Source organism: Bacillus sp. K2I17 (genome assembly GCF_002209985.1).
Classification (GTDB): domain Bacteria; phylum Bacillota; class Bacilli; order Bacillales; family Bacillaceae_G; genus Bacillus_A; species Bacillus_A wiedmannii.
In genome coordinates this window covers 178,106-201,807 of sequence record NZ_NJGF01000006.1, presented here as the reverse complement: position 1 = coordinate 201,807, position 23,702 = coordinate 178,106, and the positions used below count along the sequence as shown (strand labels likewise).

Sequence of the window (23,702 nt, the reverse complement as noted above, 5' to 3'; positions counted from 1 at the left end):
ACATTAAGGAAGTGTCAAAACAATGAGTTTTACATTAAATAAATCGATTATAAAAGAAGTATGCGGAGAGACCTCATATAAAAGAGGCGAAGCTTATTATAAAGCAAATAAAGTAATCGTGAATCATTATGATGAAACGAAAGAAATTTGTGAGGCGACGGTAAAAGGGAATGAGGATTTTCATGTTACAGTAGAAAAAGTTAAAAAAGGTGATGTAGTTGCGAGATGTAGTTGTCCTTCATTAGCGTCTTTTCAAACGTATTGTCAACATGTTGCAGCCGTACTAATACAAATAAATTATAACCAGCAAACGGGCGGCATGTCCGAAAATATGAGCGGAAATGATCAATTAACGAGCGGGATGTTTCAGTTGTTTGCAGACAAACCACTTAGGCCAAAAAGTAAACAACACCGTTTTGATACACGTGAAATATTAGATGTGGCTTTTATATGTTCACCAGTGGATACGAAAAGTGGTGGGGCCCTTCTTGGAATTCAGTTAAAACTTGCGCAAACATATTTTATAAAGCATATTAGAGAATTTCTTTCTAAAGTGGAAAAAAGAGAGACTTTTCATTGTTCTAATGAATTTACATACACACCAGATGTACATAGCTTCAGGCAAGAAACGGATGCGGTTATTCAGCAACTTATTAAAATGTATCATAATGAAAAAATGTATGAAGATGCGTTAGAAGTACATGCGAAACAAGATGAAAGTATGATATTCATACCGCCAGCTTCGTGGAAAGATATGCTCTCTTCACTTTCTAAAGTTGAGTATGTACAGCTGAAACAAAATGAACAACAGTTTCAGGGCTTACAAATTTCAAACGGTTTATTGCCATTACATTTTGAGTTTACGAAAGGAAATAATGGTGGATTCACACTTCATATAGACGGCCTAAATCGTGTTCAAGTTATGGAAATGTATAACAACGCTCTTTACGATGGGAAATTATATCATTTACCTATGGAAGATTGTATGCGACTTATTGAATTACAAAAGATGATGAGTCGCTCAAATAGCAATCAGTTTTATATTCCTGAAAGTAAGATGGAACATTTCGTAGCGAAAGTTGTGCCAGGATTAATGAAACTGGGAACGGTACGCATTGATGAAGTAATATCAGATCGTGTTGAAACGCCGTCGCTAAAAGCAAAGCTGTATTTAGATCGAGTGAAAAATCGTTTGTTAGCAGGTCTTGAATTTCATTATGGAAACGTCATGATCAATCCGTTAGAAGAAGATGGACAGCCGTCTGTTTTTAATCGTGATGAGAAAAAGGAAAAAGAGATTTTAGACATTATGAGTGAAAGTGCCTTTGCAAAAACAGAAGGCGGTTATTTTATGCATAATGAAGAGGCTGAGTATAACTTTTTATATCACGTCGTTCCGTCGTTAAAAGGCTTGGTTGACATTTATGCGACGACAGCAATTAAATTACGCATTCATAAAGGCGATACCGCACCTCTTATTAGAGTGAGAAGAAAAGAAAGAATTGATTGGTTATCATTTCGTTTTGATATAAAAGGAATACCGGAAGCGGAAATTAAAGGTGTGTTAGTGGCTCTGGAAGAGAAACGCAAATATTACCGATTAGCGAATGGTTCTTTATTATCACTAGAGAGCAAAGAATTTAATGAAATTAATCAGTTTGTAAAAGAATCGGGTATTCGGAAAGAGTTTTTACACGGAGAAGAAGTGAACGTTCCGCTTATCCGGAGTGTAAAATGGATGAACGGACTTCACGAAGGTAATGTTTTAAGTTTAGATGAGTCTGTTCAAGATTTAGTAGAAAGCATTCAAAATCCGAAAAAATTAAAGTTTACAGTGCCGCAAACTTTAATTGCTGTAATGAGAGAGTATCAAGTATACGGATTTGAGTGGATGAAAACACTCGCCTATTACCGTTTTGGCGGTATTTTAGCAGATGATATGGGACTTGGAAAAACGCTGCAAAGTATTGCTTACATAGATTCTGTGTTGCCTGAAATTCGAGAAAAGAAACTACCTATAGTAGTCGTTTCACCGTCCTCTCTCGTTTATAATTGGTTTAGTGAATTGAAAAAATTCGCCCCGCATATTAGAGCGGTTATTGCAGATGGAAATCAAACAGAGCGGCGAAAAATATTAAAAGACATAGTGGAATTTGATGTCGTAATTACGTCATATCCATTACTGAGAAGAGATATAAGATCGTATGCGAGGCCGTTTCATACACTGTTTCTTGATGAAGCACAGGCGTTTAAAAATCCTACAACCCAAACTGCAAAAGCAGTGAAAACAATTCAAGCTGAATTTCGTTTCGGGCTAACGGGAACGCCTGTAGAAAATTCATTAGAAGAGCTATGGTCTATCTTCCATGTCGTATTTCCGGAATTATTACCAGGAAGAAAAGAATTCGGTGATTTAAGGCGCGAAGATATAGCGAAGCGCGTAAAACCTTTCGTATTAAGACGATTAAAAGAAGACGTATTACAGGAGCTTCCAGATAAAATAGAGCACTTACAGTCATCGGAGTTATTACCAGATCAAAAGAGACTTTATGCTGCTTATTTAGCGAAATTAAGGGAAGAAACGTTAAAACATTTAGATAAAGATACGTTACGTAAAAATAAAATTAGAATTTTAGCTGGCTTAACAAGACTGCGCCAAATCTGTAATCATCCGGCTTTATTCGTTGATGATTATAAGGGTAGTTCAGCTAAATTTGAACAACTATTAGAGATACTAGAGGAATGCAGAAGTACTGGTAAGAGAATTTTAATCTTTTCTCAATTTACGAAGATGCTGTCTATTATTGGTCGTGAGTTAAATCGTCAAGCGATTCCATACTTTTATTTAGACGGGAGTACACCATCACAAGAACGTGTAGAGCTATGTAATCGGTTTAACGAGGGGGAAGGGGATCTATTTCTCATTTCTTTAAAAGCTGGTGGTACGGGTCTTAACTTAACGGGTGCCGATACGGTTATATTATACGATTTATGGTGGAATCCAGCTGTTGAACAACAAGCAGCTGATAGAGCATATCGAATGGGACAAAAAAATACAGTACAAGTTATAAAATTAGTAGCCCACGGAACAATTGAGGAAAAAATGCATGAACTGCAAGAGAGTAAGAAAAATTTAATCGCTGAAGTGATTGAGCCAGGAGAAGAGAAATTATCATCAATCACGGAGGAAGAAATACGAGATATTTTAATGATTTAATATAAAAAGCTATGCTTTCACATGTATGAGAGCATAGCTTTTTTAGTGTAATAATTATAATTTGTTTTGAACAAAGTAAAGAGATAATACAGAATTTATTTTTTAGTCCCTTTACTTTTATATGGCTTGGCAGCTGCCTTTTTCTTTGCACTTGATTGCCAACGATTCCATCCTTTACTTCCTGTACCTTGCCCTACACCTTTTTTCGGTTTTGCTTTCGTTTTACTCATATGATCACTCCGTTATATAAAAATCTTATTTGATAATAGTCAATGATTTAGAACATACTCTTTATAAATGACTATGATTGCTTTAAGTAAAAATAAACTGCTTGAATGTTATAGTATAACACGAATTTGCAAGTAAACTGAAAGGAATTACAAAGAAAATGAAAATAATACGAAATACTGCGGATTCTATATTTCGAACGATTACATTACTTGTTGTGTATATGTTAGTTTCGGTTAGTGAAACGTTTTTTGGATTGACAAGACAAAAGAAGTGAAGACGTTATATTGAAAACAATCAATAAAGCCGTAAAATAAAGAATTGAAAAATATTTTTAAATTTTTGTTGACTTTCTTTATTTTTTGTATAGAATAATCATTAATAAAATGTTTCAGAGATGTGACAACAAAACGACTATGAAAGGACGAGTAGTAGTAGGAAGTAGTTTAAGCGAGTCAGGGGTGGTGTGAGCCTGATACGAAGCCTATTATGAAGAACCTCCTGGAGTTGCTAACCGAAATCCTTTACAGGAAAGTAGACTTAGCCGGGAACTTCGCCGTTACAAGAAGAACAGTATCGAGATATTTCATCTCCGTATTGTATAAGTGAGCAACCTCTGTTGCTAATTTGGGTGGTACCGCGGAACCAAAGTCTTTCGTCCCAGTTTTTTGGGAAAGAAGGGCTTTTTTTGTTGGCTTCTTTTCACAACATCCAAACATTTTAGGAGGAAACCACCATGTATCAATCATTAATGACAGTAAGAGAGACTCAAATCGCAATTAAGGAAGTTAAAACATTTTTCGAGGATCAATTAGCAAAACGCCTTGAACTATTCCGCGTGTCTGCACCATTATTCGTAACGAAAAAATCAGGATTAAACGATCATTTAAACGGTGTAGAACGTCCAATTGAATTTGATATGTTACATTCAGGAGAAGAATTAGAAATTGTTCACTCACTAGCGAAGTGGAAAAGATTCGCATTACATGAATACGGATATGAAGCTGGTGAAGGTTTATATACAAACATGAACGCGATTCGTCGTGATGAAGAACTTGATGCAACACATTCCATTTACGTTGACCAATGGGATTGGGAAAAAATCGTTCAAAAAGAATGGCGTACTGTAGATTACTTGCAAGAAACAGTACAAACAATTTATGGAATATTCAAAGATTTAGAAGACCACTTATTTGAAAAGTATCCGTTCCTTGGAAAGTATTTACCAGAAGAAATTGTTTTCATCACTTCCCAAGAACTAGAAGATAAATATCCAGAATTAACACCGAAAGATCGTGAACATGCAATTGCGAAAGAACACGGTGCAGTCTTCATTATCGGAATTGGTGATACACTTCGTTCAGGTGAAAAGCATGATGGACGCGCAGCTGATTATGATGATTGGAAATTAAACGGTGACATTTTATTCTGGCACCCAGTATTACAATCTTCATTCGAATTATCATCAATGGGAATTCGTGTTGATAGTAAATCACTTGATGAGCAGTTAACGAAAACAGGTGAAGACTTCAAACGTGAGTACGATTTCCATAAAGGTATTTTAGAAGACGTACTACCGTTAACAATTGGCGGTGGTATTGGACAATCAAGAATGTGCATGTACTTCTTACGTAAAGCACATATTGGTGAAGTTCAATCTTCTGTATGGCCTGACGATTTACGTGAAGCTTGCAAGAAAGAAAACATTCATCTGTTTTAATAGAAGAGAGAGGATAGCTCAAAGAGTTATTCTCTCTTTTTCATTGTGTAAACGAATGGTTTACAGTGGGTTTTACTAATGGTTTCTTTCTTTTTTGGATCCTTTTATGTAATAATTTGTTAAAGGAGGGGATGTTATGAGCTTAGGACAACAACTTAAAAGATTACGAGAGTCAAAAGGGTTTTCACAGGAAGATGTTGCTAAGAAAATTGGTGTGACAAGGCAAGCTGTGTATAAGTGGGAACATGATAAAAGCTGTCCGGATATTGATAATTTAATTTTGCTTAGCGAAATGTATAATGTTACGCTCGATGAGTTAATAAAAGGGAACCGAAATTTAAAAGAGAAAATACATATTGATGAAGATGAGGATTTTGAGAAAGAGAATGAGTTTGGTTTTTATATTGGGTTTGGTTTGCTAATTGTGAGTGCTTTCATTGATTATGAAGGAATGCAAGAGATTTTATTAGGAATTGCACTATTCATGATGGTTTTTTACTCTGATGTGAAGAAAGTTATTTTGAATGAGTTCAGATCGTTTTTTAAAAGAAAAGATATATATGATAAGAAGTGAGAAGAGTCCGTTATATTTCCTAGGAAAGAGTATAACAAGTAATTGAATTGTTTTATAATGATTTTGGGATGTTGATAGTATGTTAAAAAGCTCAAACAAGTATAACCCCGTTCTAAAGCTAGGACGGGGTTCAAAATCTAAGTTTTATTAAGCGTAAAGTTCTTTCAAGTATTTTTACTTCGGCAAAGACTTCATATAAAACATTACTTATTTGTTACCGAGTTCTTCCGCCAAACCGATTAAAATACCTTCGGTTCCACGAATGTAGCAGAGTCGATATGAGTCCTCGTACTGAACTACTTCGCCAACGAGCTGAGCACCATGCTTTGTAAGTCTCGATACCATTTCGTCAATGTCTTCAACGGTGAACATGACGCGCAAATAACCGAGGGCATTTACAGGAGCTGTCCGGTGATCTGCTATAGTAGGTGGGGTGAGAAATCGCGAAAGTTCAATTCGGCTATGGCCATCTGGCGTAACCATCATAGCAATCTCTACGCGCTGAGAACCGAGTCCTGTTACGCGACCAGCCCATTCACCTTCGACAGTAGCTCGCCCTTCGAGTTTTAGTCCAATCTCCTCGAAGAAAGAGATTGCGTTATCAAGGGATTCTACAACGATGCTGACATTGTCCATTCTTAGTAATCTGTTGTTTGCCATAGTCTTTATCTCCTTATATGTATAATTTTATTAGTTAATTCTCCTCATAATTATACTAAAATCTCTTCTAAACAAAAAACACCTTGTCACAGTGTAGGAAAATGTGACAAGGTGTTTTCGGGTATAGTATAAAACATTTTGTTAACGAACAACACTTTTTAAACCCTCTACTATTGAAATATGCGCGAACTTTATTTCGAGAATGCTATCATTTTAAGAATTCAATAATGTAGTTTCTATTCGATAATATAACTTCGACTTGCCCGCAAAATATTCCGACCCTATTGCTATTAATATAGGAAGGAAATAGATTTATATAATTTATTTTAAGTTTTACTGGTGGAAATTAACTCATCTGCACTAAAGGCTCAATTTTCGCCATAAATGATTGATGAAGCGCCTCGACACCTATTACTAAATGAAGGCGGTCAATAACGACAGACACTTTAATTTCTGATGTACTTACCATTTTAATATGAATATCTTCTTCTTTTAAAGTAGTGAACATATTTGCAGCAACACCTGGATTAGAGACCATACCAGATCCTACAATGGATACTTTTGCTAAATGATTTTCATATTCTACAGATTCATAGTGAAGTGTTTCTTGATTTTGTTCCAATACCTCTAATGTTTCTTTTAAATCATTAGAATGGATTGAGAAGGAGAGGTGAACAGTTCCTTCATTTGTAATACTTTGAATGATGATATCTACATTAATATGTGCCGCTGCTAATGTAGAGAAAACTGTTGAAAGTGCACCTTGTTCTAATCCTTTCATTGTGACGCGTGTAATATTATCTTCAAATGCAATACCTTTAACGATTGATTGTTGTTCCATGTTACATTCTCCTTTTACAATTGTTCCGTTTTCTCGTTCCATACTTGAGCGAACTTCTAACATGACATTGTGATTTTTAGCAAACTCAACAGCACGCGGATGTAATACACCAGCACCGAGATTTGCAAGTTCCAACATTTCATCATAAGAAATTTCATCTAATTTATAAGCATTTTTTACAACTCGTGGGTCCGTCGAATAAACACCGGTCACATCCGTGTAAATATCACATTTTTTTGCTTTCAGTGCAGCAGCTAATGCAACAGCAGTTGTATCAGAACCACCGCGGCCAAGTGTTGTAATTTCATGCTTTTCACTAACTCCTTGGAAGCCAGCTACAATAACAATCGTGCCTTCAGTAAGATAAGACTGAATTCGATCAGTATTAATTTCAGTAATCCGTGCACTACTATGTACAGATTCTGTCGTAATACCAGCTTGCCATCCAGTTAATGAAGTCGCGTTATAGCCTTTTGCTTGTAGTGCCATCGTTAATAATGAAATAGTCACTTGCTCTCCTGTTGATAGAAGCATATCCATTTCGCGTTTACTCGGATTTTCTGAAATCGCGTTAGCAAGTGCTACGAGTTCATCTGTGCTTTTTCCCATTGCTGAAACGACAGAGACGATGCTATGTCCTCGTTTATATTCTTCAATAATTAAATTTGCTACATGTTGAATGCGCTCAACGCTTCCAACAGAAGTGCCACCAAATTTTTGTACAATCGTTTCCATTACGAATTCCTTCTTTCATCCATTTTTAAGAATAGATTAGGACATATATAGATCCCAATATTCCTGTAGTTACCAGAGAAAAAACAAAAAACACCATCTCAAATAAGTGAGGATGGTGCTGTTACAGGAAAAGGGAAACAGAAAACGGAGCTAATAAAAAAACCGCCAAAAAAGGAATACCATAAAAATGATATCTCTTTTTTGTAGATAGCTCTTCATACATACACGTCTGTACATATGACAGTTCTGTTTCTATTCGAAAACAGCCCCAATCGATAAATGCAGAGAAATGTATCGATTTCGGCAATACTTCCTTTCATCTAATTTCATAGACATCTCTGTGTCTCCATTAGAATACTCATAAGTATCGCAACCTCTATCTCACGTTTTAGGCGAGAGTGTTTGATTTATGAAGTTGTTGGTAACATTTGTTTTATAATAATTTAAATTTTTCGGGGAATCAAGTGTTTTATATATATTTTAAAAATTCTTTCTATTTCTGAGAAAGTTTGTGAAAAATGTAGCAAAATAAATTCATTGCATGTACATTAAAATTATAGTGCATTGGAGGTGGAAGAATGAAGGGGAAAAAGCCTATTTATGTTTCGGCAGAAATGAACACAACAATGGAGAAATTATGGGAATACACGCAAGAACCACATATACATACAGAATGGGATGCTCGCTTTACTGAAATTTCATATTTAGAGAAAAAAGAAGGAGAACCACAGAAGTTTTTATATAAAACAAAGATCGGATTTGGACTTGAAATAGCTGGGGAAGGAGAATCGATAGCTGAAATAAGAAAAGAAACGGGAGAACGTATTTCTTCTTTAAAATTTTGGACGGATAATAAATTATCTCTTATTCAAACAGGGCGTGGTTATTGGAAGTATACCCCTCGTAAAGAACACATTCATTTTGAGACGCAATATGATTATGATACGAGGTTTGGTCGTATAGGGAATGTAATAGATTTTTATATGTTTCGGCCGTTATTAGGCTGGGCGACTGCTTGGAGCTTTGATGCTTTAAAATTATGGTTAGAAAAGGGATTGCACCCTAGGTTACTAATTAGAAGAACAATGACATATTGGCTCGTATGTTTTTTATTTGCATTTGTATGGATGTATCAAGGAATAGTACCGAAACTAATGTTTACCCATTCAGAAGAAGTAAAAATGCTATCTGTGATAATTGGTTCAACTGAACATAGTATTTTTGTACTTAGAATAATTGGATTGTTAGAAATTATTTTTGGTGTCATATGGCTGTTGCCATTTCCAAAACGAAAAGTATTTATCGTACATATTTTTATGTTAATAGCCTTAACGATAGCGGCAGGGATTACGAATATTGCAAGTTTTACAGAGCCGTTTAATCCAATTACATTAAACGTTCTAATCATGGGATTATCAATTGTCGGTTATATAAATAGCACGAACTTGCCAAGCTCAAAAAATTGCAAGAGGAAGAGAAAGGGATAATGTATGGCTAATATGTATGAAAGACTATTAGGGGATTCTTATAAAAAACTACATCCAAAATTACAGAAACGCTATGAAATTACAGAAGAAAATAGTTTTATTGGAGAAGGAAAGATGGATGAGATTTATGGTGGTTCTTTTTTCGTAAAATTCATATTAAAAATTGCATCAAAGTTCCGTATGTTTTTCTCTGAGCGAGGGAAGGAAGTGCCATTTACAATACATAATACCGCTGAGCGGGATGAACATGGACATGAACTTGTGCGGTGGAATCGTACTTTTTATTTTCACAATAAGAAAAGATATTTTAACGCCGTTATGCAGTTGGATGAAGAGAATAATGAAATTGTAGATTGTTTTGGTGAACCACACATACTTGTTTCTACATTGAATTTTCATATTGATGAGGTGGGGGCAATGCATATTTCCTCAAAGAAACAATGGTTTTACATGTTTGGCAGAAAAGTCCCGTTACCTAGATTCTTATACGGAGAGGCCAACATTGTAGAAAGTTATGATGAAACACGACGATGCTTTCGAATTCATGTACAAGTACGCAATCCGTTAATCGGTTCATTATTTTCATATAAGGGAACATTTGTGGAGAGGAAATAAATGATATGAAAAATATAATAGTTGGGCTTGCTTGTTATATTGTTTTTCTAATATGTGAGTGGACAAATGTAAACCCAGTTGAAGCAATTATTTTATTATCTATTTTGTTATTTATACCGATGTCATTTTGCATTCTTGATAAAAAGACAAGAAGTGGATCATATGTATCCTTTTATAAACTAGTATCGCTTTTATATCCAATCGCAGCAATTAGTGCAATGTTAGCTTTCGTAACAAATCACTATTTCTTTGCATTACTTTGGTTTGTATATACAGGAATCGTTGCGTTATTCGGTGTAAGTAGAGTGCTAGAAAGAGGATGGAAACCGTTAGAGGAGACAGCTATCGATAGTGCGTTTATGTATTTGTTTTTAGGTGGTTTCTGGTTTTTTGCTTCTGTAGCAAAGTTTTCCATTATGCACTTTAGTTCCGACATTGTTTTGCTTACAGCTGCACACTTTCATTATTCGGCATTTCTATTGCCGTTATCAGCTGGTTTAATTGGGAGGAAAAGAGAAAAGAGAAGTAAAGTATATGATGCTATTATGTTTGTCATCGTCATTTCACCTATGACAGTTGCAATAGGAATTACGTACTCAAGAGTATTTGAATTTTTTGCAGTGTTCCTATATTTATGCGCTATTTATAGTTATGGGATTTATGTTTGGCGTACGACATTTAATGCTATTAGTGCAAAGGTTCTTCTGATCATATCGTCTAGTACACTCATGGTAACAATTATGTTTTCGCTTATATATTCATATGGGAATTTGAAACATGTACTGACGATTACAATTGCTCAAATGGTTTGGATTCACGGTGTTGCCAATGGAATTGGAGTAGCGTTACCCGCATTTGTCGGCTGGATGATTGAAAAGACTGCTCCGAATTATAAATATTACGGGAAACCAATGAGCAGGTTAAGAGGAAATACGACAGTTGGTGAAGCATTTTTACATAACAGAAGTTTAATAGATAGCAAGGAATACAAAGGTTTAGTTGATAATATGAACGATTTTCATAGTGAGGGATTTGACATGGCAAAGATTCCTTTAAGTATTACTCGTTTTTATGAAAATACAAAAGAGTATGAGTTACAATCGCATATTAAGTGGGCTCGTTGGTTTCGTCCGGTTGCATTTTGCTATGAGAAAATGAGTAAGCGTGTAGGACAAATACATTTAGGAATGGGCGGTAAGTGGGAAACGATGCATGGCTCTATCGTTGGGATAATAGATGAGAAAGATGGAAGGGAGAATGTAAGGGCTTGGCTAAGAAAAAATGAAGCAGGAGAATCTATTTTTGTAGCTCTTTACTCAAAGCACACATATAAGAGCGAGACATATATGAATATTGCATTACCTTTACCATATTCGAATATGACGGGGGTTTTAAAATTATGTAATAAGAGTAATGATTTAATCATTACTAGTAAGCTGAGAAGAAACGGTAAAGGAGATGAGGGGATTTATTTACATACTCGTTTCTTTACAATTCGTTTACCGTTAGCAGAGACTTTTATTATAAAAGAGAACACGAATCACATATTAAAAGCTAACCATAGAATGTGGATATTTGGAGTTAAGTTTTTAGAAATTGATTATGAGATTAAGAAAATAGAAGGAAAGTAAAAAAAGCTTGGAGAGATACCAAGCTTTTTTACGTATGCGTAATTGTCATAGCAACTTGTTTATCTAAGTCCCGACCCCAAACACGTTGAATTTCAAACGTACCTTTTTCAAAAAATAATGGGAATCTCTCTTTAAACCAATTTTGCATAGGAAGATTTAGTGCCTCATCAATTGGCACCCATAATAATTCGCCCTCAGGAGGGTTTATAAGAAGTTCACGATCAAACGAATCTGTCCAATAATTGAATACCATATATCGAACATTTTCTTTCGGATTTACATATTCGTCTAACCCCTTGAAAATTAAATTAGAAACGTGAAGTCCAGTTTCCTCTTTCGATTCTCGTATAGCAGCTTGAACGATACTTTCTGGGAAATCTACTTTTCCGCCAGGAGCGATGTAACCAGGGAAGCCTAGATGATCGGGGCGCTGTATTAGCAATATTTTGTTATTACGCTGAATCATACACATTGTATAAATACGGTGCTCTATATCTTTCCAATTGTTGCTCATACGAATCTCTCCTCTTATAAAATCTTATAGTTTTTAACTATAGTTATATATGACAAAAAATACAATAATAATACAAAATTATACAAATTTCAATTGACTATTACTAATTTTCAGAACTATAATTAGTCTGTTACATAAATACATTGTACTTGAGAGGGGAATATATTCTATGAAAAATAGAATAATCGCAGCAGGATTAATCGCAGCTAGTATATTATCTTATTCATCTAGTAGTTTCGCACAAACAAAAAAATTTCCAGATGTCCCAGCTAAACATTGGGCAGAAGATTCTATTTACTATTTAGTAGAGAAAGGTGCAGTTACAGGTAACGATAAAGGAATGTTCGAGCCTGGAAAAGAAATTACTCGTGCCGAAGCAGCTACAATGATGGCTCGAATATTAAACTTAAGAATCGATACAAATGCTAAGCCATCTTACGCTGATTCTCAAAAACATTGGGCTACTCCAATCATCGCAGCTGTAGAAAAAGCTGGCGTTGTTAAAGGTACAGGCAATGGATTCGAGCCAGACGGGAAAATCGACCGTGTTTCAATGGCATCTCTTCTTGTAGAAGCTTACAAATTAGAGTCTAAAGTAAACGGTACTCCAGAAACTAAATTCAAAGATTTAGAAACACTAAACTGGGGTAAAGAAAAAGCGAACATCCTAGTTGAATTAGGCATCTCTCTTGGTACTGGTGAGAAGTGGGAGCCTAAGAAAACTGTAACGAAAGCAGAAGCAGCACAGTTTATTGCAAAGGCTGATTCACTTAAAATAGGCAATCCTTTAGTAGAACAGATGATTATTATTGATCCAGGTCATGGAGGAACAGATCCTGGGAAAGCAACACAAGGATTACATGAGAGTGATATTGTATTAGATACATCTAAAAGATTACAAAGTTTAATAGAGAAACATACTCCATTCCGTGTGATGTTAACACGTGAAACAGATATTCGTCTTGGTGAAAAACAAGGAGAAGACCTTAAAAATCGTGTGGATTTCGCGAAAGAACATAATGGAGATATTTTTGTAAGTATCCATGCAAATGCTTCTCAAAAACATGATGGACATGGAACAGAAACTTTTTATTATAAAGGATCTGAAAAGAAAGAATTAACTGAGCGTGAAAAAGATAGTTATATGTTAGCTGATAAAATACAAAAGCGATTAGTTAAAGCTCTAGATACAAGAAATCGTGGTGTGAAACCAGAAGACTTTTATGTACTAAGAGAAAATGAGATGCCAGCAGTACTAACGGAGCTAGCATTTTTAGATAACAGCGCGGATTATGAGAAGTTAGCTTCAGAATCTGGAAGACAAATAGCTGCTGAGGCAATTTATGCGGGTATTTTAGATTATTATGAGTGGAAAGGTTTTGATGCTTCAAAATCTCGTTTAACGAAATAACAATGTTGATTGTTAAGTCCATCGTCTATATAGAGGTGGGCTTTTTATGTAAGTTTTTGTAATTTTATATCGAAATAGAAAGATACATCGTATTATGCTGATTATGAATAAAATAATGGTAGATTAGTTTATTTTTATCACGTATACTTTTACTGTTGACTAATTAAGAGTTTGTTAGTTTAATAGGGAAAATTATACGATAAAGGGAGGCAAGTTAACACGGTATAAGCATATAGAAAACGTGTTAAACAATTTATGAAAAAAGTTATTTCTAATGTGTTAGCAGTGACAGTCGCACTTCAAGTAGTACTGGCTCCAGCAACTTCGTTTGCATCTACAAAAGAATTTCCAGACGTTCCGAAAAATCATTGGGCACTTGAAGCGATTACTGATTTAACGTCAAAAGGGGTTATTGCAGGTTACGATAATGGTAAATTTGGCTTTGGAGATGTTGTAACTCGTGAGCAAGTAGCAGCATTAATGTATCGCGCATTAAAACCAGAATTAAAAAGCGATTATAAAAATCCATACTCTGATATTAGCGCAGGAACGACGATGTTCCCAAAAGAAATTTTGGCATTAACAGATATGGGGATTTTCATAGGTGATGGTAAAGGGACGTTTAGACCGAAAGAATCATTAACTCGTGCTGAAATGTCTGTTATTTTGCAAAGAGCATTTAAATTAGAAGTAAAAGCACCACATACATTTAATGATATAGATGCAACACACTGGTGGGCAAAAGAAGCAATTAGTGCATTGCAATCCAATGGTGTATCGGTAGGAAATGGACTTGGAGGATTTGATCCATCAGGTATATTAACACGTGAAAGCTATGCGCAATTATTATATAAAGCGATGAAAATTAAAAATGATGTTCCTGTTGAACAGCCATCGTATATTAATCTAGACGTAACTTTGCCATCTAACGTAACGGCACTAGAGATTGATAATTTCATTAAAAAATCTCATTCGGATAGTCCACTTATTGGAACTGGTAAAGATTTTATTCAAGCACAAAATGAGTATGGTGTGAGCGCACTATATTTAGCTGCACATGCAATCTTAGAATCAGCGTACGGTAAATCAGAAATTGCATATCGTAAACATAATTTATTTGGCTTAAGAGCATATGACCGTGACCCATTTGCATATGCAAAATATTTACCGTCATACAAGGAAAGTATTTCTTACAATGCTGATTATGTAAGGAAGAACTACTTAGAAGAAGGTGCTAATCATTTTAATGGTTACACATTACCTGCTATGAATGAAAAGTATGCAACAGATAAAGAATGGGCTGGCAAAATCGCTAATATTATGGAGCGTATTAAACCGTTTAACAAGAAAGATTATGAAAATGTAAAACGATTACCGAAAAATCCTAATACATTAAATGTAGAGGCATTAGGAAAAGACATCCCATATAAAGATTATGCAAAAGATGCAACGGCTACGGTTCAATTAGTAGGTTCTTACTATCAAGTGCCATATCCATTTGGTTATACAATTAAGAGTGTACCAAATATTACACAAAATGAAGTTGGAAAATTAGAAAATGGTAAGAAAGTAACTGTATATCGTGAAGATCCAAACGGTTGGGTAGAATTTTCATTTGAAAATACTCAAGAAAAATATTGGACATTGAAGAAGAACTTAAAATTATAATATAAAAAAAGGTGTTTTCATTTATGAAAACACCTTTTTTATTTTTACCAATAATTTAACAGTTTCATATATAATTATAAGTATTAAAGATTGAATTTTCTGTTTTATATTTAGTGTTAACTTAATTTGAAAAGAGGAGAGAAGTATGCAAGGAGAAATACGAACAGAGAAACATGTAAGTTATGTCGGTAAATTGTTATTGCCAGTTAAAGCGTCACCACATTTTAAATTTTTATGGATTGGGCAATTACTTTCGACTTTAGGCAGTTCGATAACGATGGTTATTTTGCCAGTCGTTGTGTATTCATTAACTGGTTCAACAGTTGTAATGGGAATGACTATGGCAATGTATATGCTTCCTAATATTCTTGCGTTACCGTTTGCTGGATTAGTAGTAGATCGAATTGATCGAGTGAAATTAATGTTATTTACAGATATAATTCGCTGTATATTAATGCTTTTACTTGCGACACTTATATTTATGGACGTTTTAACAATTCCACTTCTATACGCACTCGTAGCATTATATGGGCTTATGGAAGGGATATTTCAGCCAGCATATGCGGCTGTAAGGGCGAAAGTATTTGTACCGGAAATTCGAAATGCAGCTAATGCATTAACGCAAATGAGTAATCAAGGTATACGACTAATTGGACCGGCTCTTGGAGGATTGATTGTGTCAGTTGCATCTGCTGGAATAGGATTTGGACTGGATGCAGTAACATATTTGCTATCATTTTTATGTTTAATATTTTTAAGAGAAATAAAGTTTAAAAAAGTAAAATCCATTGAAAAGAGACAAATCGATTACAAACAAGAGTTTATGGAAGGTGTTTTCGTTTTAAAAAATCATCCGTGGCTATGGATTACAATTTTAGTTTTTTCTTTCATCAATATTTGTTATGCAGGAATTATCGTCGTATTAATTCCATGGTTATTTAATGTTCATCATCATTTTGAAGCATACGTGTATGGATTAGGAATGGCATCTTCTGGTGTTGGAGCTGTAATTGTCGCGCTAATATTTGGCGGGAGGGAACGGTGGCATAAGCGGGGATTACTTGCCTATGGTGGTGTATTAATAAGTGGTTGTGCGCTTTTAATAATGCCGTTTATTGCTTGGGCACCTGCATTAATTGGATTAATGGCAATTGAAGGGTTCGGTATGATGATATTTGGACTCATTTGGGAAACAAGTTTACAAGAGCTTGTGCCAGAAGAAGCATTTGGAAGAGTGGCAAGCCTTGATATGCTAGGTTCATTTGCTTTATTGCCACTAGGTTATGTGGTTGTAGGATGGTTAGCTACTGTCATAGGTGGTGAGATAACGATTATAACACTAGCTATATTAGTACTTGTAACAATTGGAGTAGTATTATGTGTACCAAGTATTCGACGATTTGATTGATGATATAAGGGGAAGGAGAATAACTTATATGATTATAGAAAACTTGAACGATGTAGTAGTAAAGGAATTGGACAGCCAATACACTTTGCAGGAAAAGGTCTTTGAAGCAAAAAATTTCACAGTCTATATTGCTACCCATAGAGAAAATAAGCTAGCATATAACCAACTAGTATTAATAAAACATTTTTGTAACGAAAAGCCTTCCGTACATATTTGGCATAAGAAAATTAGCACCGATGCAACAAAACTGGATATCACAAAAGAAGTGACAGAAGCAATTCAATCTGGTTTTGTAAATGAAGAGTAAGCCCTAATCAAATTAGGGCTTACTCTTCATTAAATACAAATGTTTGTTTCATTTGTTTCCCTTCATTTACCGGATGACCGTTGTAAGAGAAATTCTTTTCTTCCCAAGTGATGACGACTTTGAAATTGTGGCTGTTAAAATCTAAAGGGAATACGATGTAGTCAAAGCTCGTCTGATTTTTTGAAACGTTGCTATTTAGCAAAGTAGGATTAAAAGTAGCTTTAGAGGTAGGGGTGTTATCAACTATTTCTACAGCTACGTTTGACACATCATTGCCGATGTTTTTTACGAGTAAGCGATATGTATCGTATACACCTTGTTTTGGCTGCACTGCTTGCTTGTTTGCGTTATGGGATTTATCAATTTCGATATACCACTGTTTTGACTTTGATGCAATTGGTAGTGATTGAAATGTGTATGCACTAGCTTGTATTGGTAGTGTTAAACAGATTAGTGCGAAGAGAGAAAATATTTTTCGTTTCATTTTTAGAGAGCTCCCATTCTGTAACGGATTTATTTATTATTATTTTCTTTTTGTGAAAGGGTATACCATATAATGTAAGAGTTTGTTTTGTGAATATCGGATTAGGAGTCATTATCTTAGTTGTTACGCTTATACTTAGTGTTAGTACAGCTTTTTCCCAACAAGAAAGCCGATCGCCTTTAGGCATAGAATGAAAGGGAAGCTGGATCCGGAATGCTACTAAAAATCGTAAGGTCCGTGGTAATTTAAGTATCCAAAGTATAGGTAGTTTCTTCAGGTTTTTTGTTTAATTTTTCCGAAATAAATGATTATAGAAGAGTGTTTCAAAGTATTGGTTGAAGGGATATGTAACGAGCTTGATATGGTTAGTATCGCAATGTTATGTGATACTAATCGCGTTCATTTGTTTTTAAGTACACGGACAATCACTCCTTAGCCCTGCGAATATAATGAGAAAATAAAATGAGTGACATCAAAATGTTTGAGAGTAGAATGCCCTCATTAGAACGTTAAATAGTATATTCAATATATTTAGGGGATTAGAGGAAAAAGCTGTGTAGAGGCCATACTACACAGCTTTTTTCGTACGTCTGACTTTAGGATAACCAATTAAGCTTGTTTAATTGTTACGTATACGTACTTCTGTATCACTATCAAAAAAATGTGCTTTTGTTAAACTAAAGGCTACTGAAAGCTTATCGCCAGCTTTCAGTTCTGATCGAGCATTAATTCGTGCGACAAAACTTTGATTTTCAAGTTTTCCATGTATCATAGTCTCAGCACCTAATAATTCAGCAACTTCAATATTAATTTCGACAGTTGAATCGGGAGAAGATTGAAGGACAATTGGTTCATCGTGAATGTCTTCTGGACGAATACCGAGTATAAGTGTTTTTTGGTTGTATCCCTTTTTCTGCAATTTTTTTAATTGTCCTTCTGGTACTTTAAAACGAATGTTTTCTATATGAAAATAGTTATCTTTTAATGTTCCAGTAAAAAAATTCATGGCCGGAGAACCAATGAATCCGCCAACAAAAACATTCTCAGGAGTATCATAGACTTCTTTTGGTGTACCAACTTGTTGGATGATACCATCTTTCATCACAACAAGGCGTGATGCCATTGTCATTGCTTCCGTTTGGTCATGTGTTACATATATAGTAGTTGTGTTTAAACGACGATGAAGCTTAGAAATTTCTGAACGCATACTTACACGTAATTTAGCATCTAAATTGGATAGAGGCTCGTCCATTAAGAATACTTTTGCGTCACGAACGATAGCTCTTCCTAATGCAACACGCTGTCGCTGCCCACCCGATAATGCTTTTGGTTTTCGCTTTAAATAATCTTCAAGACCTAATATTTTTGCCGCCTCAGTTACGCGATGATTAATTTCATCTTTTGGTAGTTTTCGTAATTTTAAACCAAACGCCATATTATCGTAAACAGACATATGTGGGTATAGTGCATAATTTTGAAATACCATTGCAATGTCACGATCTTTTGGAGCGACATCATTCATAAGTTTACCATCAATATAAAATGAGCCATTAGAAATATCTTCTAAACCTGCAATCATACGTAGAGTAGTTGATTTTCCACAACCAGAAGGACCAACAAATACAATAAATTCTTTATCTTGAATATGTAAATTAAAATCAGAAACAGCAGTTGTTTTATTATCATATAATTTGAAAATATGATCTAATACGAGTTCGGCCATTATACATCACCCCTATTTTTATAATTAACTGAATTATAAGGTTTATTGATTGTAAGGTGAATTGGCAAGTTGCACAAAAAATGTTAATTTTTTTATGCAAAATTACGAGATGTTCAAAGAAAGAAAAGCCAAATAGACAGCTACAGCACCTTCAAATGTTTTTATATTCAATCCTGTTTTTTCAATAAATTTGTCAATTCGATACTGTAAAGTATTTCGGTGTAAATATAATTGTTTGGCCGCAAGTGATACATTTAAATTACATTGGAAGAATACTTTAATACTCTCTATTAGCTCTTTATCATTGAAAACATGTGCTAATAAATGATTTGTATATTTTTCCCTCTTTTCTTTTGGTAATAAGGTCATTAATTGATAAGGAAGGAGTTGTTCAATGTATGTAATTTTCTTTGATAGATAGGGAGAAAGATAAGAAAATAAATTTCGTTCCCATTGATACAAGTGAGAAATTTGATTGGTATGGGTGTAGTGTCTGCCGACAAAAAAGGATAAGGATATAAAAAAATCTGTTTCCAGCGTATCAAGGGCTGTTTGCAATCTATATTCAGATATATTTTCTGTTAAGATGAGGACTCCAGTTTGTGAAGTTTCCCATATTGTAGGATTATCAAAACCAAGTATTGAATGTAAAGCATTATGAAATTCTTCTCGTTCCGTTATAGGATGCGTTGTGAAGAAATGTAAAAAGCGTACAGATGTTATTTGAATATCTTTACTCTGATATAACGCTTCGTACCAATACTTTTCTATTTCTGTTTCATAGCATGTGTCAGTATGGAGGGGAGTTAAGAGGGATGAAAGTAATTGACACTCTTGTTTATGTAAGCGAGATTTACGAATTCCTACTCTATTCCCATCAATCAAAAACCAACTGTACTCTTCAGAAAGTATGGCCTCATTAATTTTTATATCTTTATCGTAATATCTTTTTAATTGTTGAATCATATGAACACTCCTTATCTTTATATTATTTATTAATAACAAATGCTATAGGGATAATGGATTGACATAGTTTGCGATAAAAATTTAAAAAATTCAGAAAATATATTGCAGAGGAAAAAGTGATAGTGTTATACTTCATAACAACTGGTAATGACAACATCATGTCGTGATCGAATTGGTATATGTATAAATAATATATCAATGATAGTTTATTCCTTCAACTGGTAATGACATAAGTCTACTAAAATTGATAGGAAGGGAGAGAAGAGCATTGTTTTTATAAATGAATAAAATTCGTTTGTAAACGCTTTATTTACAAGGTGCTCCAAATCTTTTGTAAAGTTGATTATATTAGTTTAATTTGTTGTCAGTGAGTTACAAGAAACATAAGTAAAGATTTTGTTATATAGATGATTGTTTCTAGAGGAGGAAAAGGGATGAAAAAGTGGTTTATTTTCTTTTTGTCAACATTGCTATTGGCAATAGTAGGATGTTCTAACAGTGGCGAAAAAGTTAACACGTCATCTAAAGATGAAAAAATAGAATTACGGTATGCACTTTGGGATAAGAAACAACTACCAGCAGTGGAGAAAGTGGTTCAACAGTTTAATGAAAAACATCCGAATATTAAAGTGAAAATAGAATTAACAGCGTACGGACAGTACTTTCAGAAGCTTGAAACGGCAGCAACAGGAAATGCATTGCCGGATGTATTTTGGATGAATGGACCAAATGCCGTGAAATACGCTTCGGGAAAAGTATTGATGCCTTTGGATGATAAAGCGAAAAAAGATAATTATAAATTGGAAAATTACCCAAAATCTTTAGTTGATTTATATACAGTAGATAATAAAACTTACGGTATTCCAAAAGATTTTGATACAACGGCACTTTGGTATAACAAAAAATTATTTGATGAAGCTGGAGTAGCATATCCAGATGATTCATGGGATTGGGAGAAAATGAAAGAAGCTGCAAAGCAATTGACGAAAAAGGAAAAAGGTGTTTGGGGATTTGCAGCAGCAATGGGAAATCAAGGTGGTTATTATGATCTCATTTACCAAAATAAAGGGTATGTTCTTTCTAAAGATAAAAAAACAGTAGGATTTAATAAACCACAAGCAATTGAAGCAATTAATTATAACATTAGTTTTATTAAAGAAGGATTATCACCAACATTTGCTCAAATGACAGAGACAACAGCATCTGATTTGTTTTTATCAGGTAAAGTAGCGATGATTTTTGACGGGCCTTGGATGGTACCAGAATATAAGAAAAATCCTGATTTAAATATTGCTGTTATGCCAAAAGGGAAAGAAAGAGCTGTTATGATTCATGGTCTAGCAAATGTCATCTCAGCGAAAACAAAATATCCGGATGCAGCTTGGGAATTTGTGAAATATTTAGGTTCTAAAGAGGCAGCAGATGTGTTTGCAGAAACTGGAACAGTCATTCCTGCTTTTAATGGAACACAAGAAGCGTGGGTTAAATCCGTTCCAAACTTGAATTTACAAGCGTATATCACTGGTCTTGAATATTCTTACCCATTACCGAGTGTGAAAAATACAGGAGCTTTATGGGAGCAAGAAACAAAAGTATTAAAAAGGGTATGGGGAGGAGAATTGAATGTTGAAGAAGCAACAAAAGAATTAACAGAGAAAGCAAATGAAGTTCTTTCTAAAAAATAAGGAGAGGGATCCTCTCCTTGCTTTAAATCAAAAATTATGGGAGGAGTGAAGAGATGGAGGATCTATCAATAAAGGTAGTGGAGCAAAAAAACACACATATACAAAAAAAATATAAAAAGAAAAAGAAATTAGATTATATATGGGCATATGTCATGATTGCCCCAACTATGTTAGGGTTATTCATTTTTTATATGTGGCCAATTGTGCAAAATATTTATTTTAGTTTTACAGCGTGGGATGCGTTTGGTAGCTATGAATGGATTGGACTAGAAAACTATAAAAAGATGTTTACTGATAAAGATTTAGGAAAGGCTTTTCAAAATACATTTATTTATATCGTGCTTACTGTTCCAATCGGTATATTTTTATCCATCATATTAGCGGTGCTATTAAATCAAAACATTAAAGGGAAATCCCTTTATAGAACATTATATTTTTTACCTGTTATTACAATGCCTGCTGCAATCGCTATGGTATGGAAATGGATCTATAATTCTGACTATGGGTTACTCAATTACATGTTATCATGGTTTGGAATTGATGGTCCTAATTGGCTTACCAACCCTAACATTGCATTATATTCAATTATTATAGTTGCGATTTGGGGGGGGATAGGATATAACATGGTTATTTTTCTATCTGGTCTCCAAAACATCCCTAAAACATACTATGAAGCGGCAATTATGGATGGAGCCCGGCCAATTACAATTTTCTTTAAGATTACATTGCCACTTTTATCGCCAGTTATTTTCTTCGTAACGATTATGTCTTTAATTGGAGCATTTCAAGTATTCGATCTCATCTTTATGATGATTGGTAGAACAAGTAATGTAATTGAAAATACACAATCTATTGTTTATTTATTTTATCAAAATGCCTTTATTTTAAATGAGAAAGGATATTCGGCAGCCATAGCAGTTGTATTATTAATTATTATATTAATCATTACAGCGATTCAAATGATATTACAGAAAAAGTGGGTGCATTATGATGAATAAAAGAGTAGGTGCAGTCAATAAAAATACAATTATGATTCATGCAATACTTATCATAGGTGCCTTATTAACCATTGGTCCTTTTATTTGGATGATATTAACGTCTCTAAAAACTTATACAGAATCTGTTCAAGTTTCACCAGTTATTATCCCATCTCAATTTATGTGGAGTAACTATACGGAAATATTCAACTTATTACCATTTTTTAAATTTATGATGAATACTGTAATTGTTACAATAGCTAGAACGGTCGGGCAGTTGTTTTTATGCTCATTAGCAGCTTATGCTTTTGCTAGAATACAATTTCCAGGTAGAAATGTACTGTTTTTACTAACTCTTTCCGTCCTAATGGTTCCGGCTCAAGTGTTTTTGCTTCCACAATATTTAATTATGGTAAAACTGGATTGGTTGAATACATTACAAGCGGTAATTGTACCTGGGTTATTTAGTGCATTTGGTACCTTTTTATTACGTCAGTTTTTTATGGGCGTTCCAAAGGAACTAGAAGAAGCAGCAAGATTAGATGGTTGCAATCACTTCCAAATTTATTGGTATGTTATGCTGCCTCTTGCGAAACCAGGTTTAATTGCGCTTGGTATATTTACAACACTCTGGTCTTGGAATGAATTGATGTGGCCGATGATTGTAAATAATTCACCAGATATGATGACATTGTCAGTTGGTTTATCTTCACTACAAGGGCAATATGCAACAAACTATCCGGTACTAATGGCGGGATCATTTTTAGCGATTTTACCAATGTTGTTATTGTTTGTTTTTTTACAAAAACAATTTATTGAAGGAATTACAATTACAGGTGGAAAATAAGAAT

At 34.4% G+C, this 23,702-nt stretch carries 20 protein-coding genes, 1 riboswitch and 1 other annotated feature; of the genes, 13 read left to right on the top strand and 7 right to left on the bottom strand.

Annotated elements, in window-relative coordinates; genetic code table 11:
• Positions 1-22 precede the first annotated feature (22 nt).
• Positions 23-3,217 (top strand): DEAD/DEAH box helicase, encoded by a 3,195-nt coding sequence (locus tag CER22_RS10235; RefSeq protein WP_088608717.1) that lies wholly within the window; start codon positions 23-25, stop codon positions 3,215-3,217.
• Positions 3,218-3,312: 95 nt separating this feature from the next.
• On the opposite strand, the gene CER22_RS10230 is transcribed toward CER22_RS10235, so the two are convergent.
• Positions 3,313-3,447, bottom strand: a complete 135-nt coding sequence (locus CER22_RS10230) for a DUF3934 domain-containing protein (RefSeq protein ID WP_000047588.1) — start codon at positions 3,445-3,447, stop codon at positions 3,313-3,315.
• A 405-nt stretch (positions 3,448-3,852) separates the two neighbouring features.
• Positions 3,853-4,111, top strand: a binding site (T-box leader).
• Positions 4,112-4,181: 70 nt separating this feature from the next.
• Between CER22_RS10230 and asnA the strand changes: the two genes are divergently transcribed.
• Together asnA and CER22_RS10215 are read left to right on the top strand one after the other, a co-directional pair.
• Complete coding sequence (gene asnA, locus CER22_RS10220) at positions 4,182-5,165, top strand: aspartate--ammonia ligase (protein ID WP_088608716.1); 984 nt, start codon at positions 4,182-4,184, stop codon at positions 5,163-5,165.
• A gap of 136 nt (positions 5,166-5,301) precedes the next feature.
• Positions 5,302-5,739, top strand: a complete 438-nt coding sequence (locus CER22_RS10215) for a helix-turn-helix domain-containing protein (RefSeq protein ID WP_088608715.1) — start codon at positions 5,302-5,304, stop codon at positions 5,737-5,739.
• 207 nt (positions 5,740-5,946) lie between these two features.
• Here CER22_RS10215 and CER22_RS10210 read toward each other — a convergent pair whose 3' ends face one another.
• Together CER22_RS10210 and CER22_RS10205 are read right to left on the bottom strand one after the other, a co-directional pair.
• Complete coding sequence (locus tag CER22_RS10210) at positions 5,947-6,399, bottom strand: VOC family protein (protein WP_087983092.1); 453 nt, start codon at positions 6,397-6,399, stop codon at positions 5,947-5,949.
• Positions 6,400-6,745: 346 nt separating this feature from the next.
• On the bottom strand, positions 6,746-7,975 hold the full coding sequence (locus CER22_RS10205; protein WP_088608714.1) for an aspartate kinase: 1,230 nt from the start codon (positions 7,973-7,975) through the stop codon (positions 6,746-6,748).
• A 200-nt stretch (positions 7,976-8,175) separates the two neighbouring features.
• A riboswitch (Lysine riboswitch) is annotated at positions 8,176-8,362 on the bottom strand.
• 191 nt (positions 8,363-8,553) lie between these two features.
• Here CER22_RS10205 and CER22_RS10195 point away from each other — a divergent pair.
• Genes CER22_RS10195 through CER22_RS10185 form a run of 3 tightly spaced genes read left to right on the top strand, consistent with a single transcriptional unit; the run spans position 8,554 to position 11,708 of the window.
• Positions 8,554-9,462 carry a DoxX-like family protein gene (locus CER22_RS10195; RefSeq protein WP_088608713.1) on the top strand — a complete coding sequence of 303 codons (909 nt, stop codon included), beginning with the start codon at positions 8,554-8,556 and terminating at the stop codon, positions 9,460-9,462.
• A 3-nt stretch (positions 9,463-9,465) separates the two neighbouring features.
• A complete protein-coding gene (locus CER22_RS10190; RefSeq protein ID WP_088608712.1) occupies positions 9,466-10,077 on the top strand; it encodes a DUF4166 domain-containing protein in 612 nt (203 codons plus the stop codon).
• Between the two features lie 5 nt (positions 10,078-10,082).
• A complete protein-coding gene (locus CER22_RS10185) occupies positions 10,083-11,708 on the top strand; it encodes a YndJ family protein (RefSeq protein ID WP_088608711.1) in 1,626 nt (541 codons plus the stop codon).
• 28 nt (positions 11,709-11,736) lie between these two features.
• Here CER22_RS10185 and CER22_RS10180 read toward each other — a convergent pair whose 3' ends face one another.
• Positions 11,737-12,222 (bottom strand): 8-oxo-dGTP diphosphatase, encoded by a 486-nt coding sequence (locus tag CER22_RS10180; RefSeq protein WP_088608710.1) that lies wholly within the window; start codon positions 12,220-12,222, stop codon positions 11,737-11,739.
• Between the two features lie 169 nt (positions 12,223-12,391).
• Here CER22_RS10180 and CER22_RS10175 point away from each other — a divergent pair, with 169 nt between their 5' ends.
• From CER22_RS10175 to CER22_RS10160, 4 genes are all read left to right on the top strand, one after another.
• Positions 12,392-13,633 carry an N-acetylmuramoyl-L-alanine amidase gene (locus CER22_RS10175; protein WP_088608709.1) on the top strand — a complete coding sequence of 414 codons (1,242 nt, stop codon included), beginning with the start codon at positions 12,392-12,394 and terminating at the stop codon, positions 13,631-13,633.
• A 255-nt stretch (positions 13,634-13,888) separates the two neighbouring features.
• Entirely contained in the window at positions 13,889-15,301 is a 1,413-nt protein-coding gene (locus CER22_RS10170) for an S-layer homology domain-containing protein (protein WP_088608708.1), read from the top strand.
• Positions 15,302-15,446: 145 nt separating this feature from the next.
• Entirely contained in the window at positions 15,447-16,709 is a 1,263-nt protein-coding gene (locus tag CER22_RS10165; RefSeq protein WP_088608707.1) for an MFS transporter, read from the top strand.
• Positions 16,710-16,737: 28 nt separating this feature from the next.
• A complete protein-coding gene (locus CER22_RS10160) occupies positions 16,738-17,016 on the top strand; it encodes a hypothetical protein (protein ID WP_088608706.1) in 279 nt (92 codons plus the stop codon).
• A gap of 19 nt (positions 17,017-17,035) precedes the next feature.
• Here the strand turns inward: CER22_RS10160 and CER22_RS10155 are convergent, their stop codons facing one another.
• The 3 genes from CER22_RS10155 to CER22_RS10145 all read right to left on the bottom strand — a co-directional run bounded on the left by CER22_RS10155 (position 17,036) and on the right by CER22_RS10145 (position 20,189).
• The gene (locus CER22_RS10155) at positions 17,036-17,500 is read right to left on the bottom strand and encodes a hypothetical protein (RefSeq protein ID WP_088608705.1); all 465 of its coding nucleotides are present in this window, start codon (positions 17,498-17,500) and stop codon (positions 17,036-17,038) included.
• A 619-nt stretch (positions 17,501-18,119) separates the two neighbouring features.
• Positions 18,120-19,223 (bottom strand): ABC transporter ATP-binding protein, encoded by a 1,104-nt coding sequence (locus CER22_RS10150; RefSeq protein WP_000829430.1) that lies wholly within the window; start codon positions 19,221-19,223, stop codon positions 18,120-18,122.
• A gap of 102 nt (positions 19,224-19,325) precedes the next feature.
• Positions 19,326-20,189, bottom strand: coding sequence for a PucR family transcriptional regulator (locus CER22_RS10145; RefSeq protein ID WP_016134130.1), 864 nt, complete (start codon positions 20,187-20,189; stop codon positions 19,326-19,328).
• A 434-nt stretch (positions 20,190-20,623) separates the two neighbouring features.
• On the opposite strand from CER22_RS10145, the gene CER22_RS10140 reads away from it, so the two are divergent.
• The 3 genes from CER22_RS10140 to CER22_RS10130 are packed head-to-tail and all read left to right on the top strand — an operon-like array spanning position 20,624 to position 23,698.
• Positions 20,624-21,874, top strand: coding sequence for an ABC transporter substrate-binding protein (locus CER22_RS10140; RefSeq protein ID WP_088608704.1), 1,251 nt, complete (start codon positions 20,624-20,626; stop codon positions 21,872-21,874).
• A gap of 53 nt (positions 21,875-21,927) precedes the next feature.
• On the top strand, positions 21,928-22,872 hold the full coding sequence (locus CER22_RS10135; RefSeq protein ID WP_000389888.1) for a carbohydrate ABC transporter permease: 945 nt from the start codon (positions 21,928-21,930) through the stop codon (positions 22,870-22,872).
• Entirely contained in the window at positions 22,865-23,698 is an 834-nt protein-coding gene (locus tag CER22_RS10130) for a carbohydrate ABC transporter permease (protein ID WP_033659821.1), read from the top strand. Before CER22_RS10135 ends, CER22_RS10130 begins: the two co-directional genes overlap by 8 nt.
• Positions 23,699-23,702: the final 4 nt, after the last annotated feature.

Coding starts and splice junctions, on each gene's coding strand:
- CER22_RS10155 (WP_088608705.1), bottom strand. CDS start 17,500: ATGAAACGAAAAATATTTTCTCTCTTCGCACTAATCTGTTTAACACTA.
- CER22_RS10215 (WP_088608715.1), top strand. CDS start 5,302: ATGAGCTTAGGACAACAACTTAAAAGATTACGAGAGTCAAAAGGGTTT.
- CER22_RS10145 (WP_016134130.1), bottom strand. CDS start 20,189: ATGATTCAACAATTAAAAAGATATTACGATAAAGATATAAAAATTAAT.
- CER22_RS10190 (WP_088608712.1), top strand. CDS start 9,466: ATGGCTAATATGTATGAAAGACTATTAGGGGATTCTTATAAAAAACTA.
- CER22_RS10210 (WP_087983092.1), bottom strand. CDS start 6,399: ATGGCAAACAACAGATTACTAAGAATGGACAATGTCAGCATCGTTGTA.
- CER22_RS10230 (WP_000047588.1), bottom strand. CDS start 3,447: ATGAGTAAAACGAAAGCAAAACCGAAAAAAGGTGTAGGGCAAGGTACA.
- CER22_RS10160 (WP_088608706.1), top strand. CDS start 16,738: ATGATTATAGAAAACTTGAACGATGTAGTAGTAAAGGAATTGGACAGC.
- CER22_RS10135 (WP_000389888.1), top strand. CDS start 21,928: ATGGAGGATCTATCAATAAAGGTAGTGGAGCAAAAAAACACACATATA.
- CER22_RS10140 (WP_088608704.1), top strand. CDS start 20,624: ATGAAAAAGTGGTTTATTTTCTTTTTGTCAACATTGCTATTGGCAATA.
- CER22_RS10180 (WP_088608710.1), bottom strand. CDS start 12,222: ATGAGCAACAATTGGAAAGATATAGAGCACCGTATTTATACAATGTGT.
- CER22_RS10165 (WP_088608707.1), top strand. CDS start 15,447: ATGCAAGGAGAAATACGAACAGAGAAACATGTAAGTTATGTCGGTAAA.
- CER22_RS10175 (WP_088608709.1), top strand. CDS start 12,392: ATGAAAAATAGAATAATCGCAGCAGGATTAATCGCAGCTAGTATATTA.
- CER22_RS10170 (WP_088608708.1), top strand. CDS start 13,889: ATGAAAAAAGTTATTTCTAATGTGTTAGCAGTGACAGTCGCACTTCAA.
- CER22_RS10195 (WP_088608713.1), top strand. CDS start 8,554: ATGAAGGGGAAAAAGCCTATTTATGTTTCGGCAGAAATGAACACAACA.
- CER22_RS10150 (WP_000829430.1), bottom strand. CDS start 19,223: ATGGCCGAACTCGTATTAGATCATATTTTCAAATTATATGATAATAAA.
- CER22_RS10205 (WP_088608714.1), bottom strand. CDS start 7,975: ATGGAAACGATTGTACAAAAATTTGGTGGCACTTCTGTTGGAAGCGTT.
- asnA (WP_088608716.1), top strand. CDS start 4,182: ATGTATCAATCATTAATGACAGTAAGAGAGACTCAAATCGCAATTAAG.
- CER22_RS10235 (WP_088608717.1), top strand. CDS start 23: ATGAGTTTTACATTAAATAAATCGATTATAAAAGAAGTATGCGGAGAG.
- CER22_RS10130 (WP_033659821.1), top strand. CDS start 22,865: ATGAATAAAAGAGTAGGTGCAGTCAATAAAAATACAATTATGATTCAT.
- CER22_RS10185 (WP_088608711.1), top strand. CDS start 10,083: ATGAAAAATATAATAGTTGGGCTTGCTTGTTATATTGTTTTTCTAATA.